The organism is Desulfobulbus oralis (assembly GCF_002952055.1).
Taxonomy (GTDB): Bacteria; Desulfobacterota; Desulfobulbia; order Desulfobulbales; family Desulfobulbaceae; genus Desulfobulbus; species Desulfobulbus oralis.
This window is the reverse complement of sequence record NZ_CP021255.1, coordinates 2,743,751-2,757,946: the sequence shown is the minus strand read 5'-3', so window position 1 is coordinate 2,757,946 and position 14,196 is coordinate 2,743,751. Positions and strand designations below refer to the sequence as shown.

11 protein-coding genes are annotated in these 14,196 nt (G+C 63.4%); all 11 read left to right on the top strand.

Annotation, left to right across the window (positions count from 1 at the left end; genetic code table 11):
- The first annotated feature begins 11 nt into the window (after nucleotides 1–11).
- The gene (locus tag CAY53_RS12280) at nucleotides 12–977 is read left to right on the top strand and encodes a glycosyltransferase family 2 protein (protein ID WP_104937351.1); all 966 of its coding nucleotides are present in this window, start codon (nucleotides 12–14) and stop codon (nucleotides 975–977) included.
- The gene (locus CAY53_RS12275) at nucleotides 974–2,002 is read left to right on the top strand and encodes a glycosyltransferase family 2 protein (RefSeq protein ID WP_104937350.1); all 1,029 of its coding nucleotides are present in this window, start codon (nucleotides 974–976) and stop codon (nucleotides 2,000–2,002) included. The genes CAY53_RS12280 and CAY53_RS12275 overlap by 4 nt, the downstream gene beginning before the upstream one ends.
- On the top strand, nucleotides 2,002–2,829 hold the full coding sequence (locus CAY53_RS12270; RefSeq protein ID WP_104937349.1) for a glycosyltransferase family 2 protein: 828 nt from the start codon (nucleotides 2,002–2,004) through the stop codon (nucleotides 2,827–2,829). Before CAY53_RS12275 ends, CAY53_RS12270 begins: the two co-directional genes overlap by 1 nt.
- Before the next feature lies 1 nt (nucleotide 2,830).
- Nucleotides 2,831–3,754, top strand: coding sequence for a glycosyltransferase family 2 protein (locus tag CAY53_RS12265; RefSeq protein WP_181040307.1), 924 nt, complete (start codon nucleotides 2,831–2,833; stop codon nucleotides 3,752–3,754).
- Between the two features lie 3 nt (nucleotides 3,755–3,757).
- A complete protein-coding gene (locus CAY53_RS12260; RefSeq protein ID WP_104937347.1) occupies nucleotides 3,758–5,191 on the top strand; it encodes a sugar transferase in 1,434 nt (477 codons plus the stop codon).
- Nucleotides 5,192–5,265: 74 nt separating this feature from the next.
- A complete protein-coding gene (locus tag CAY53_RS12255) occupies nucleotides 5,266–5,994 on the top strand; it encodes a Bax inhibitor-1/YccA family protein (protein ID WP_104937346.1) in 729 nt (242 codons plus the stop codon).
- Between the two features lie 173 nt (nucleotides 5,995–6,167).
- Nucleotides 6,168–7,088, top strand: coding sequence for a manganese-dependent inorganic pyrophosphatase (locus CAY53_RS12250; RefSeq protein ID WP_104937345.1), 921 nt, complete (start codon nucleotides 6,168–6,170; stop codon nucleotides 7,086–7,088).
- 603 nt (nucleotides 7,089–7,691) lie between these two features.
- Nucleotides 7,692–9,485, top strand: a complete 1,794-nt coding sequence (locus tag CAY53_RS12245; RefSeq protein ID WP_104937344.1) for a DUF2868 domain-containing protein — start codon at nucleotides 7,692–7,694, stop codon at nucleotides 9,483–9,485.
- The gene (locus CAY53_RS12240) at nucleotides 9,482–10,915 is read left to right on the top strand and encodes a GTPase/DUF3482 domain-containing protein (protein ID WP_104937343.1); all 1,434 of its coding nucleotides are present in this window, start codon (nucleotides 9,482–9,484) and stop codon (nucleotides 10,913–10,915) included. Before CAY53_RS12245 ends, CAY53_RS12240 begins: the two co-directional genes overlap by 4 nt.
- 254 nt (nucleotides 10,916–11,169) lie before the next feature.
- A complete protein-coding gene (locus tag CAY53_RS12815) occupies nucleotides 11,170–11,361 on the top strand; it encodes a hypothetical protein (protein WP_146106522.1) in 192 nt (63 codons plus the stop codon).
- Between the two features lie 45 nt (nucleotides 11,362–11,406).
- Nucleotides 11,407–13,827, top strand: coding sequence for a carbamoyltransferase HypF (gene hypF / locus CAY53_RS12235; RefSeq protein WP_104937342.1), 2,421 nt, complete (start codon nucleotides 11,407–11,409; stop codon nucleotides 13,825–13,827).
- Nucleotides 13,828–14,196: the final 369 nt, after the last annotated feature.

Genomic DNA, 14,196 nt, shown 5'->3' with positions numbered 1-14,196 from the left:
GGGTGTGGTGCGTGGATATTTCTGTGGTAGTTCCCCTGTACAACGAAGAAGACAACGTGCAACTGCTCTACGACGAGCTGCACGAGGTGCTGGCCGCCCTGCCCGGGAGCGCTGAGATGGTCTTTGTGGATGACGGCTCAAAGGACCGCACCCTGGCCCGCCTCGAGGCCGTGCAGCGGCAGGATCCGGGCGTGCGGGTGGTGGCCCTGCGCCGCAACTTCGGTCAGACCGCGGCCATGAGCGCGGGCTTTGACCATGCCTCCGGCGCCGTGATCGTCACCATGGACGGCGATCTGCAGAATGACCCGCACGACATTCCGAAGCTGCTGGCCAAGCTGGACGAGGGCTTTGATGTGGTCACGGGTTGGCGTTTTGACCGGCAGGACGCCATGCTCTCCCGTCGACTGCCCTCGCAGATGGCCAACCGGCTCATTTCCTGGGTGACTGGCGTGCGCCTGCACGACTACGGGTGCACCCTCAAGGCATTCCGGCGGGAAGTCATCGAAAATATTCGTCTTTACGGAGAAATGCACCGCTTTATCCCGGCTATTGCCAGCGGCATGGGCATCGCCTTTACCGAAATCAAGGTCAACCACCGGGCGCGCCGTTTCGGCGCCTCCAAGTACGGTATTTCGCGCACCATCCGGGTGCTGCTCGACCTGATGACCGTGAAATTTCTTTTGAGCTACGCCACCCGGCCGTTGCACGTCTTCGGCAGCATCGGCATCTTTTCGTCCGTGGCTGGTTTTCTGATAGCGCTGGTGCTGCTGATTCAGCGCCAGTGCTTTGGCATGCCCCTGGGCGACAGGCCCATGCTCCTGCTGGCGATTCTTTTGATGTTTCTGGGCATCCAGTTCATCACCATCGGCCTCTTGGCCGAGCTGGTGGTGCGCACCTACCACGAGAGCCAGAAGAAGCCGATCTACCACGTCCGCAAGGTTCTGGGCCTGCCGGCTGCACAGGAAAAGAGCGAGTGATTGACATCGTCATTCCCAATTACAACGGCCGGGCCTTCCTGTCCGTCTGCCTGAAGGCCATCAGGGCCCAGAGCTTTCGCGACTGGCGGGTCATCGTGGTGGACAACGGCTCGGAGGACGATTCCTCTGCCCTGCTGCAGGAGCATTTTCCTGAAGTGCGCCTGGTGCAGTTGGCCGAAAATACCGGCTTCAGCGCGGCAGTGAATACGGGCATTGCATCGGGTGATGCGGACCTGGTTTTTTTGCTGAACAACGATACCGAACTGGCGCCCGATTGTCTGGAGCAGTTGGCCCGGGCGGCCCGGCAGTGGCCGGAGGCCGGCTTCTTTGCCGCCCGGCTGGTGAATTTTCACGAGCGCCATCTGCTGGACGGGGCAGGGGAGGGCTTTTTGCGCGGCGGGGCCGGATACCGTCTGGGCACCATGGAAGAGGACGGCCCTGCCTATGCGCTGCCCCGGCCGGTCTTCGGAGCCTGCGCCGGTGCTGCCCTGTACCGCCGGCAGACACTGCAGGAGGTGGGGGCCTTTGATCCGGACTTTTTCGCCTATCTGGAAGATGTGGACTGGAATCTGCGCGCCGCCCGCCTGGGCAAGATCTGCCGTTATGTGCCCGAGGCCCGGGTGTTTCACATCGGCAGCGCCACCACCGGCTCCAGGTTCAACGACCTGACCATCCGGCTCTCCACCCGTAATGCCTTCTTCGTGCTGGCCCGCAACTATTCCCTGGCGCTGTTTGTGCGCTATGCTTTGGTGATAGCGGCGTACCAGTTTTGCTGGCTGCTCTTTGTGTTGAAAAAGCGGCATTTCGGCGCATACTGGCAGGGCCTGCGCGAGGCCCTGCGGGGCTGGCCCGGAATGCGGCGGAAATTCCGGCAGGGGATCGGCGCTGCGGAAATCGCGCCGCCACTTTTGCGCGCAAAGCTCCGGGAGGCGGAGCGGGAAAGCATCCATTCCATCATGCGCCGCCGCGCCGCGGCCGGCAAGGGCAACGGGCTCCTGCTGCTCTACCTGCGGCTTTTTTGCTGATGCAGCCCCGGATCGCGGTCATCATCGTCTGCCACAATGCGGAAGCGGATCTGGCCCGGTGTCTGCACGCCCTGGATGCGGGCACGCTCCGGCCGGCGCTGATCGTGCTGGTTGACAGCGGCTCGGATTCGGCGGCGTACCTGGAGGGTTTTGCGGCGCGGCCGGACATCCGCTGCCTGAAGGCCGGCAATATCGGCTATGGTTCGGGCAATAATCTGGGCCTTCGCACTGTGCCGCCGGACATGGCCTTTGTGCTGTTCCTGAATCCGGATTGTTTCCTGTTGCCAGACACCCTGGCCCGTGCGGCAGCGGTGCTGGCAGGAGATGAGCGGCTTGCGGCCCTGGGCCCGCGGCTTCTGGGCTGTGCGCGGGAGAGCGGTTTGGCCAGCGGACTGCTGGATTCCACCGGCATTGTCCGGCGCTGGTATGGCCGCTGGCAGGATCGCGGCCAGGGCCAGCCGGATGACGGCCGTTTTGGCCGGCCGGAACTGATGCCCGCGCTCTGCGGTGCCTGCCTGTTTTGCCGGCGCAGCGCCCTGGAGGCCGTGGCCCTTGCGGGCGGCGCCGTCTTTGATCCGGCCTTTTTCCTCTACAAGGAAGACATTGAACTCTGCCTGCGTCTGCGGGCCGCCGGCTGGCATCTGCTCTACCAACCAGCGCTTCGGGCCCTGCATTGCCGCGGCTGGCAGTCCGAGCGGCAGGCCGTGCCGTGGCCGCTGCGGCTTATGGCCGCAGCCAACGAAATCCGCCTCTACTGCCGTCATCCCTCGCCGTATCTGCTCTGGGCCCTGGCCAAATATGCACTCGTACGCTGGCTGCACATATAAAATGTTTCTTTCCGTAATCATTCCAACCTGCAACGCAGCCGACTGGCTGGAAGAGCAGTTGAGGGCCCTTGCTGGCCAGACGAGGCTGCCGGATGAGATCCTGGTGGTGGACTCCGCCTCCACCGATGCCACTCCGGAGATTGCCGGCCGTTTTCCGCAGGTCAGGTTCATGGGCATCAGCCGCAGGGATTTTGATCATGGCGCTACCCGTACCCTGGCCGCCCAGGCGGCCAGGGGCGATATCCTGGTCTTTCTCACCCAGGACGCCATTCCGGCAGACAACAGCGCCCTAGCCCGCCTGACGGCGCCGCTTGCCGATGCCCGCATTGCCGTCGCCTATGGCCGCCAGTTGCCGCACACCAATGCCACGCCCTTTGCCGCCCATCTCAGGCTCTTCAACTATCCGGACCGCCCCGAAGCGCCCCGCTGTTTCGCCGACCGCAAGCGCCTGGGGCTGCACACCGTCTTCTGCTCCAACAGCTTTGCCGCTTACCGCAGGGAGGCCCTGGAGGCGGCCGGTTTTTTTCCGGAGAGGCTGCTCTTTGGCGAGGACAGCTTCACCGTGGCAAAAATGCTGAAGCTCGGGTATTGTGTGCAGTACATTCCCGGGGCTTTGGTCTTTCATTCCCACAACTATCGCCTTGTTGACGAAGTGAAGCGCTATTTCGATACCGGCGCCTTCCATGCGGAGGCACGCGAGCTCCTGCAGCCCTTTGGCGCTGCCACCGGCGCGGGCAGGCGTTTTGTGCTTTCCGAACTCCGCTATCTCCTTGCGCAGGGGCTCTATCATCTGCTGCCGGCAAGCCTGGTCCGCAATGCCTGCAAGTTTGTCGCCTACCAGTTGGGCCGGCAGGCGCGGCATTTGCCGCTTGCGCTCGTGACCCGGCTTTCCCTGCGGCCGTCCTGGTGGCAGGGGAGGAGCTGAGCCGTGGCCACGCCGCTTCTTTCCTGGAACCTCAGGGAACGCAGCACGCTGCTCTACCGCCTGCTCCACCTGGTGGACTGCGGTGTTGCCTGCGGCCTGCTCTGGCTGATCACCTATGCAAAGGAGGTGTACTGGAGCTTCTACTACACGCGGCTGCTCTGGCTGGTTCTGGGACTCTGCTTCTTTTTCTTCCACTACTTCCAGATGTACCGCTCCTGGCGGGGCTGGAGGTATTCCAAGGAGCTCTTCGTCATCCTCAGGGCCTGGGCTGCGGTGGTGGCCTCGCTGCTGGTCTATTTCTTCCTGTTCAAGATTTCGGAAGCCTATTCCCGTGCCGTCTTTCTGATTTGGTCCTGCAGCACGCCCCTCATCCTCTTTGGCCTGCACCTGCTGGTGCGTTGGCTCCTGCGCTTCTACCGCGCCCAGGGCAGAAACATCCGCCGTGCGGTCATTGTGGGGGCGGGCGAGCTGGGCCTGCGCACAGCCCGTCGCATCGAGGACGTGCCTTGGGCGGGCATCGAGGTGACCGGCTTTTTCGACGACAAGATCGAGGTGGGCGACCAGTTGCAGGAACTGGGGAAACCGCTTCTGGGCGACACCGACGGGCTGGAAGCCTACCTGTGCGAGCACGAGCTGGACTATGTCTATATCGCCCTGCCGCTTCGGGCCGAAAAGAAGATCTTCAAGATTCTCCGGGACTGCCGCGGCCTGGGCGCCCAGCTCTACCTGGTGCCGGATATTTACGTCTTCGGCCTGCATCATGCCGAGATCCAGTCTTTAGGCGATATGCTGGTTTTGAACTTCAACCCGGATCTTTCCTGGAAACGTACCTTTGACGTGTGTTTTTCGCTGGCGGTCCTTATCCTGCTGGCGCCGCTCTTCCTGCTGATCGCGCTTTTGATCAGGCTGGACAGCCCCGGCCCGGTACTTTTCCGCCACAAACGCATCATGGCAACCGGTCGCAGCTTCAACTGCCTGAAATTCCGCACCATGTGCGTGGATGCGGAAGAGCGGCTGAAGCATCTGCTCGCCAGCGACTCCCGTTTGCAGGAGGAGTGGGAGCGCACCTACAAGCTGAAAAATGATCCGCGCATCACCCGAATCGGCCGCCTGCTCCGGCGCACGAGCCTGGACGAACTGCCCCAGTTTCTGAATGTGCTCCGGGGCGAGATGAGTGTGGTTGGCGCGCGGCCCATTGTGGGCAAGGAGCTGGAAGAGTATTACAAGGCCTATGACGAGCGCAGCGTGGGCCGCTACTGCTCCATGAAGCCCGGCATCACCGGGCTCTGGCAGGTCATGAAGCGCTCGGATGTGGTGAATTACAGGGAGCGGGTGGAGCTGGACGACTGGTACGTGCTGCACGTGTCCCCCAAAACCGACATCCTCATCATTCTGCACACGATTGTCTGCATGTTTACCGGCAAGGGCGCCTGCTGAATGCACTTGCCCTTGCGGCAGCAGTGTTTACCATAGGGATGTCATCACTTATTTTTCTTTCACAGGAGAACAGTATGGAACAGATGAACTGGCGGGCCAGGCCCGGTGAACTGGATATGACCCGAAGCGAAGCACGGGTTGCGGCATCCTCCGTCTTTTTGGCACGGGTCTTCAACTGGATGATGATCGGCCTGGGACTGACCGGTGCGGTGGCCTGGATGACCGCCCATTCGCCCCTGCTCCCGATGCTGCTCAGCTCGGGCCTGTACTGGGCGCTGTTCGTGGCGGAGCTGGTCATGGTTTTCGTCCTTGCCTCCCGCATCGACAAGATGCAGGCCACCACCGCGACCGGGCTCTTTGTGGGCTATGCGGTGCTGAACGGTGTCACGCTTTCCACCCTCTTCCTGGCCTATTCCGGCGCCTCCCTGGCCAGCACCTTCTTCATCACCGCCGGCATGTTCGGGGCCATGGCCCTGTACGGGCTGGTGACCAAACGCGACCTGACCGGCCTGGGCTCCTTTCTGTTCATGGGTCTGATCGGGCTGCTGCTGGCCATGGTTGTCAACTTCTTCCTGCACAGTTCCACCCTTGATCTGGCCATTTCCGTGATTGGCGTGTTCATCTTTGTGGGGCTTACCGCCTATGATACGCAGAAGATCAAGACCATGGGCGAGCAGGGCATCATGGAGCAGGGGGCGGCCGCAGTCCGGAAGGGCGCGATTATCGGCGCGCTGACACTGTATCTGGACTTCATCAACCTCTTTATCATGCTGCTGCGCCTGTTTGGCGGCGGCCGCGATTGAAACGCCTGGCCTTCCTGGCTGGCCGGCGGCTGTCTTCGGGCATCCTGCCGGCCTTTTCTGCTTGACGTGCATCAGCTCGCATTATATTTTGCATAAATTTTTTTGCTTTTAGGGTATTTCACCCACCTTGCGAGCAGCTCTCGCCTGTTTCCCTATTTCAGGAGGATGCCGTTATGTCTGTTTATGTTTTTGGTCACAAGAGTCCGGATACCGATTCTGTCGCTGCGGCCATCGCCTTTGCCGCTCTGAAGAAGGCCCAGGGCGAGGATTATGTGCCGGTTATGCAGGGCAAGCCGAATCCGGAAACCGAAATGGTGCTCAGGCATTTCGGCATTTCAGCACCGCAGGAGATGACGGACGCTGCGGGAAAGCAGATCGCACTGGTCGATCACAACGATCTGGCCCAGGCCCCGGACAACTTCGCCCAGGCCGAACTGCTGGCCGTGGTTGACCACCACAAGATTGGCGATGTCACCACCAACAGCCCCATTTTTTTCTGCGCCATGCCGGTCGGCTGCTCCTGCACCGTGCTGACGAATCTGTACGAGCGCGCTGGCGTCAGAATCGACCCGAAGGTTGCCGGCATGATGCTGGCCGCCATCCTGAGCGACACCGTCAATTTCAAGTCGCCCACCTGCACCGAGGATGACAAGAAGGCGGTTGCCACCCTGAAGGAGATTGCCGGCGTCACGGATACCGACGCGCTCTTCATGGAAATGCTGAAGGCCAAGAGCGCGGTCGCCGGGGTGCCGCCGATGGATCTCCTGCATCGCGACTACAAGGACTTTGACATGAACGGCAAGAAGGTCGGCATTGGTCAGCTTGAGCTGGCAACCCTGGATCAGGTCGCCGACATGCGCGAGGCCCTGTATGGGGCCATGAAGACCCAGAAGGGTACGGAGCGCCATACCATTTTGCTGATGCTCACCGACGTGGTCAAGGAAGGCACGGATCTGATGGTGCTCTCCGATGAGCCGGCTCTGGTTGAAAAGGCCTTTGGCACGAAGCTCTCTGGCAATTCCATGTGGATTGACGGCATGATGAGCCGCAAAAAGCAGACTGTGCCCAACATGCAGAAGGCTTTTGGCTGCTGATTGACCCCCTTCCTGAAAGCATCGAGGCCGCCCGGCACAAGCCGGACGGCCTTTTTTGTGCTCTCTTCCGGGATCCTGCTGCCGCCTGTTCAGCTAGGTCTCGGGTATCAGGACGAATTTTTGCCATCCGGGCGTTTGGGTCTTTTGTCAAAGTCGCTGCTCCGGGAAGGAATAGCCTGTGTTCCTGCCTGTGCCTCCTTGGGCACGCCGGCCGTGCAGGCGCAGGCGGCTTCATCTGCTCCGGAGAAGGCCAAAACGCGGGAGCCATGCTGCGCCCCGGGAAGGCGCCGCAGCGTCCTGCGTGTGCTGGAAGATCACGCAACTTTGCCTGGAATGGCCTGGCCTCTTTGGACTGCCGGCTCACCGACTGGCCTTTTTCATGCCGGCCTGGGCGGAGACCTGGCTCCACAAGGGGAATTTGCGCTCTTTCCTTGTGCTGAAGCCGTTTTTTCGCTATGACAGGAGGTAAACAACGCTCCCGCGCCGGAGGCTCCGGCCTGTCCTTGCCCCTTGGAACATCATGTCATTGCCCCGTTCTTGCTTCCTTTGCCCATGCCGGGCTGTCGCCCCGATTCCGCGTTCGCCCATCCCCGGTGAGGCCCCATGAAGACCCGCTGGACCCTGGCCGATCTGCTGGATCTCGAATACTTCCTGGGCCGCGACGAGCAAGTCCTGCGCCGGGATGGCGAACAGGCGCTGGGCAGACGGGATCGTGTCATCTATCTGGCGAGAATAGCGCCCAAACTGAAAAAAACGCGCGCATTGGCTCCGCAGGAGCTGCTCCACCTCTGGCTCCGGGTGCGGCAGCATAGCCTGGGCGGCAACGAGGCCCGGCAGCAGGAGGAAATCCTTCCGGGTGGCGTGTGGCGCGAACTGGCCCGGCTGCTGGGCTGGCTGGCGCTGCTCTTTGGCGCATTGAGCGGTCTCGGGCTGGCCGCTGCCTTTCTTGCCTATACCGGGCGCGCGCCGCTGAATGTTTCGGCCTTTCTGGGTATTTTTGTGGCCCTGCCGCTGCTGTTGCTGCTGGGACAGAGCCTATTTTTCATCCTGGGCCGGCAGGGTCGAAGAGCAGCCCGGACTTCCTTGCTGCAGATGCTGCTCGTGCGGCTGGCCAGCTCCTGCGCCGACTGGATGTATGCCCGGGCGCGCAGAAGCGCCACAGCCGGGCAGCGCCTGGGCTTTTCCGCCCTGCTGGGCCGGCTGCGCAGCCGTCGCGAGCAGGCACGGCTGTTCGTCTGGCCGGTCTTCATCTTTCTGCAACTGGGCGCCATCGGTTTTACGGCCGGCGTTCTGGGCCTGACCCTGGCGCGGGTGGTCTTTTCCGATATGGCCTTTGGCTGGCAGTCCTCGCTTCAGCTTTCCGCCGGACAGGTGGCCGAGGCGGTGCGCTGTCTGGCCCTGCCCTGGAGCTGGTTTCTGCAGGAGGGGCTGGGTTACCCCAGCCTGGAGCAGGTGCAGGGCACGCAAATTGTTTTGAAGGAGGGCATCTATAATCTGGACACCAAAAATCTGGTGTCGTGGTGGCCCTTTCTCTGCATGTCGCTCGTGTGCTACGGGCTTTTGCCACGCTGCATCATGCTCCTTGCGGGTCTGAGCCGTTACCGCCGCCAGCTCGAAGGGCTGGAACTGCGCTATCCGGAGACCAGACGGCTGCTGCAGCGCATGACCACGCCCCAGGTGGAAACCAGGGGTACGCGGGCGGGTTTCGGCCGGCCGGCCCCGGCGGCGTTGCAGCGGCCCGTGCCGGCCGCGACCCCAGACCCTGCCCCGGGGGACGATTCGCCGCCCCAGGAACCGGAAATCCGGCCCGCGCCTGCAGGAGTTTTTGCAGATGAAGAGCAGGCAAGGCCTGGCCATGTGGCGGCCGCGCTTTCGGCCGGGATGCCCCTGAGACCAGAGGCTGTGTCAAAAGACGAGCTGGCCCGGCTGGAGGCGCAGGCGGCAGCCGCACCGGTTCTTGGCGGCAGGGCGCTGCAACGCCTGATCCTGGCGCCGGAAGAATTGCTGGCCGGTCTGGATCGGAACCAGCTTGGGGAGGCGCTGGTCCGGCGTGTCGGCCCCGGCGAGATCGGCGTGGCGGCTCTGCCCTTTGCGGAGAGCGGCGAAACGGAGCTCCTGGCCCAGATCAGAAGCGAGCATGAGGCCGGGGGCCTGGATGAAGTTTACCTCCTGCAGGAGGCCTGGATGCCGCCCCTGCAGGAGACCTGCAAGCTGCTGGAGCGCTTGCGGGCGGCCGTTGGCCTTGCCACGCCCCTCACGGTGCTGCTGCTGGGCAGGCCGCAGGGCCGGGCGCGCCTGGGCCCGGTCCGGCCGGAGCAGGCAGAGGTCTGGCGCCAGAGAATGCAGGGCATGGCCGACCCTTCCCTTGACACGCTCGAACTGGTGGAGGCTCCATGAACGATTACAGCAGGCCGGGCAGTATTCCGGTCTTTGCCATTATTGGCCATCCCAACGAGGGCAAGTCCTCGGTGTTGTCCACCCTGGCCGAGGACGACAGCGTGCGCGTGAGCCCGGTGCCCGGAGAAACCGTGGCCTGCCAGACCTTTCCGGTGCGCATTGACGGCCGGGAAGTCATCCGCTTTATCGACACTCCGGGTTTTCAGAATCCGCGTGCCACGCTGGAATGGATGCACCGCTACGAGGGGCCGCCGGAGCGGCTGGTGGCCGCCTTCCGGCGCGCCCACATCGATGATCCCGGTTTTCACGATGACTGCGAACTCCTGGGGCCGGTCGAGGCCGGCGCGGGCGTCATCTTTGTGGTGGACGGCTCCAGACCCCTGCGCCAGGTGGATCTGGCGGAAATGGAGGTGCTCCGCCTCACCGGCGCGGCGCGCATGGCGGTTATCAATTCCAAGGAGGAGGACACGGCCTACCTGCGCGACTGGCAGAACGAATTCCGTAAGCATTTCAACTCGGTGCGTCTGTTCAACTCCAACCGCGCCACCTATGCCCAGCGCATTGAACTGCTGGACAGCCTGAAATCTATCGACCAGAATCTGGAACCGGTGCTGCGCCGCGTGGTGGAGGCCTTTCAGGCGGACTGGGGGCAGCGCAACAGCCGCAGCGCCAGCATCCTGGTCGATTTTTTTCGTGAGATATTGGTGTACCGCAAGTCCGTGCCCTGCAGGCAGGGCGCGGAAGAGCAGCAGCGCCTCCGGATGCAGGAGCATTTCCAGGACTATGTGGCCCAGGAGGAGCACAAGGCCCATACCGCCATCCGCCGCCTGTTCAAACACAACATCTTCAATCTGGAACTGCCGCCCCAGTCCATTCTGGCGGAAGATGTGTTCAGCGAGCGCACCTGGGAGTTTTTGGGGCTGAGCCGGGGCCAGCTCATCGTGGCCGGAGCCGTGGGCGGGGCTGCACTGGGCCTGGGGCTGGATGCCGCCACCCTGGGCCACTCCCTGGGCATCGCTTCGGTGATCGGCGGCATTATCGGCGCAGGCGCAACAGCCCTCAAGGGCGAGGACTTCTTTTCCGGCGCGCGTCTTTTGGGCATGCAGGTGGGCGGCGAGCAGCTGCAGGTCGGGCCGGTCAGCAACGTACAACTGCTCTTCATCCTGATCGACCGGGCGCTTTTGTTTTATGCCCATGTCATCAACTGGGCCCATGGCCGTCGCGACTACGAGGCCGCGGGCCGGCAGGCCGTGCGGCAGGGCGGCAAGGGCGGCTATGCCACGAACTGGAGTGCAGAGGAGCGCCGGATCTGCGAGCACTTTTTCGTGAGCGTACGCGGGGGCAGGGAAGACGTGGAGGAACGCTGTGCTGCCCTGCACCAGCTCTTGCTGAAGCAGTTCGCCCGTATTGCCGGGGCACCGTTCTGCTGAACGTCGGAGCTTCAGTCCCATGGAGTAAGGGGCAGGTGATACAACACCCGGGAGGGAAGCATCGAAGCGCCGCTGGTGCAGGCATCTATCGGCCCCAGCCCAAAAAAACGGCCCGGTTCAGGGCCTGGGCACGTACCTTTGCAGGCCCCATTCCTCCCGGCCACGCGGCGTGAACGATGTCGGCCTTTGCAATATTTTCAGGAGGATCAGCTTTCACAGGACCACGAATCCCCTGAGCGAAGAGCACAGCATTTATGCCCGATCGTTATCGGCAAAAGCTATCTCGCGCCGCCGGCAGACGGCGATGCCGGCGGATTCTGCCGAAGCCCCGGCCCGCTTTTGACGCCGTGGTGGCGGACAGGGCCCGGGCAGCGGGAAAATTTGCGGGCGAATGGCTGGATCTGCCGCACTTCGCGGTCTCGGGCCGGCTGATGGCTGCTGTTTGACGCTTCTTTTGCACCAGTGAACTGGAAAAAGCGGGATCAGATGCGGTGAAAACCCTGAAAATCGAATTGCGTGGTATTGTGCAGGGCGTGGGCTTCAGGCCCTTTGTGCACCGCTTGGCCACTGCCTGCGGGCTCGCGGGCAGCGTGGCCAACCGCGGCGCCCGGGTGGAGGTCTTTGCCCAGGGGGGGGATGCCGCGCTGGCCGACTTCGTGTCCCGGCTGCGGCACGAGGCCCCGGAGCGGGCCTTGGTGATGGATCTGGCGCTGGGCCACTGTGATCTGCCTGCAGCCACCGGTTTTGCCATTGTGGCGAGCGCCAGGGAGCCGGGCGACATCTTTGTTTCGCCGGACATCGGCATCTGTCCACGCTGCCTGAAAGAGCTCTTTGACCCCGGAGACCGGCGCTATCTGCATCCCTTCATCAACTGCACGGCCTGCGGTCCAAGGCTTTCCATTCTGGATGCCATGCCCTACGACCGCGAGCGCACCAGCATGGCCGCCTTTCCCATGTGCCCGGCCTGCGCGCGGGAATACCGGGATCCGAAAAGCCGCCGCTTCGACGCCCAGCCGGTCTGCTGCAGGGACTGCGGGCCGGAGGTGTTTATGCTGGACGGGCCGGAGCGGGGATATGCGGCGATTGCCGAGGCCCGGCGTCTTGTCATGCAAAACGGCATTGTGGCGGTGAAGGGCATTGGGGGCTTTCATCTGGTCTGTGACGCGGCGAGCGATGCGGCCATTGCCCGGTTGCGGGAGCTGAAGCGCCGGCCGGTGAAGCCCTTTGCGGTTATGGTGGAAAATATGGCGGTTGCCATGCGGGAGGCCATGCCCGATGCTGTCCGCCGCTCGCTTCTGGAGGGCTGGCAGAAGCCGATTGTGCTGGCGCCCCGGCGGGTGGGGGGCAGAATGAGCGCCCTCGTGGCGCCGGACAATCCGACGATCGGCCTGATGCTGCCCTACACGCCGCTGCACCATCTGCTGTTTGCCCTGCCGGACGGCCAAAGGATGACCGACATGCTGGTCATGACCAGCGGCAATGCGGCGGGTGCGCCCATCTGCCGGAACGATACGGATGCGCGGCAGGAAATCGCAGGCTTCTGCGAGAGGATACTCACCCACAACCGGGACATTCGCCTGCGAGCCGACGACTCGGTTCTGGACGTGGTGGCCGGCAGGCCTGCCATGATTCGCCGTTCCAGGGGCTATGCGCCCTTGCCCTGCATGATGTCAGGCAGGTGGCAGGGCGAGGTTCTGGGCATGGGCGGCGAGCTGAAAAACAGCTTTTGCCTGGGCCGGGGCAGTCTCTTCTACCTCTCGCCCTATGTGGGGGATCTGGGCGATCTGCGCACGGCGACGGCACTTGCCGATTCGCTTGCGCGGCTGGAGCGGCTTCTGGAGATCCGGCCCACGCTTGTGGCCTGCGACCTGCACCCGCTCTACCAGAGCAGCCATATGGCCCGTGAACTGGCGGCAGAACGCGGTCTGCCGCTTCTGGCCCTGCAGCATCACTACGCCCATGTGGCGTCCTGCATGGCGGAGAACGACTGTGCGGAGCGGGTCATCGGCGTCTCCTTCGACGGTACCGGCTATGGCGTGGACGGCAGCATCTGGGGCGGCGAGTTTCTCCTGGCCGATTTCGCAGGCTTCGAGCGGGCGGGCCATATCCAGCCCTTCAACCTCGTGGGTGGCGACGCGGCGGCGCGGGAAGGCTGGCGGGTGGCCACGGCGATGGTGCAGACGCTTTTTGCCGAAGACGCGCATGCCCGGCTGGCCGGACTGCGCCTGTGCGACGGGGAGCAGGCCCGGATGCTGAGGCTTATGGCGGAGAAGGGCATCAACACGGTGAACTGCACCAGTGTGGGCCGGCTCTTTGATGCGGTGAGCGCGGTTCTGGGCCTGTGCCGGGCTTCGAGCTTCGAGGGCGAGGCGGCCATGCGCCTGCAGTTCGCGGCTGAACGCGGCCTGCAGGAACGGGGCCTTGACCGGGACGATTTCGGCGCGGCCCTGGCCCGGCTGGCTGCCCGTGTGCCGGACGAATGGGTGGGCGAGTTGTTGTCGTCTGAAAAGGGCCCTGTGCAGGCGGCGACCGGGAGTCTGGTGGCGGATATGGTGCGCAGGCGGCTCTGTGGCGGGGCTGTAGCTGCTCTGGCCCTGCGCTTTCACGCTGTCCTTTGCGCCATGCTGGTCGCTGTCTGCGAAAAGATCCGGGAGCAGAGCGGCCTGAACTGTTGCGCGCTCAGCGGCGGCGCTTTCCAGAACCGGCTTCTGCTGGCCGCCAGTGACCGGCTCCTGCGGGACAGGGGTTTTCGCGTGCTCACGCACAGCATGGTGCCGGCCAACGACGGCGGTCTGGCGCTGGGGCAGGCGGTGATCGCCGGCTTCCGGCAGGGGCACCGGCTCCTGGCAAAACAGGATGCCAGCGGGAGCGCCGGGGATGCCGATGGGGCTGGGATGCCAGCGGGAGGGTAAGCGGAATTCCGCTGCTGTACCGCTGCATGCAGTCAGGCGCTGGCCAGCATGCAGGGACTGGCCATCCGGGAACACACTCCGTGTGGGGCATTTACGGCGGCACTTTCAGCGCCTGCTGGGGGGGCAGAGCTGCTGAAAAAAATATCGTTTTATGAAAAATATCGTGCTATTTATGTCAGCAGTCGCAGGGGGCTGGCACGCCAGACTTGGTTTGTGGGCTGTGGGATGGCATTACCATGACAGTCGGGCCGGGCGCTGCCTCTGTTCCCGCAAATGGCGACGCGCAGATCTTCGACAACTTCGACCCGGGCGACCCGGCCCGGATCTGCCTGGGCAGGCGGGGCTTTCTGGTCTTTGATGCCAGGCCTC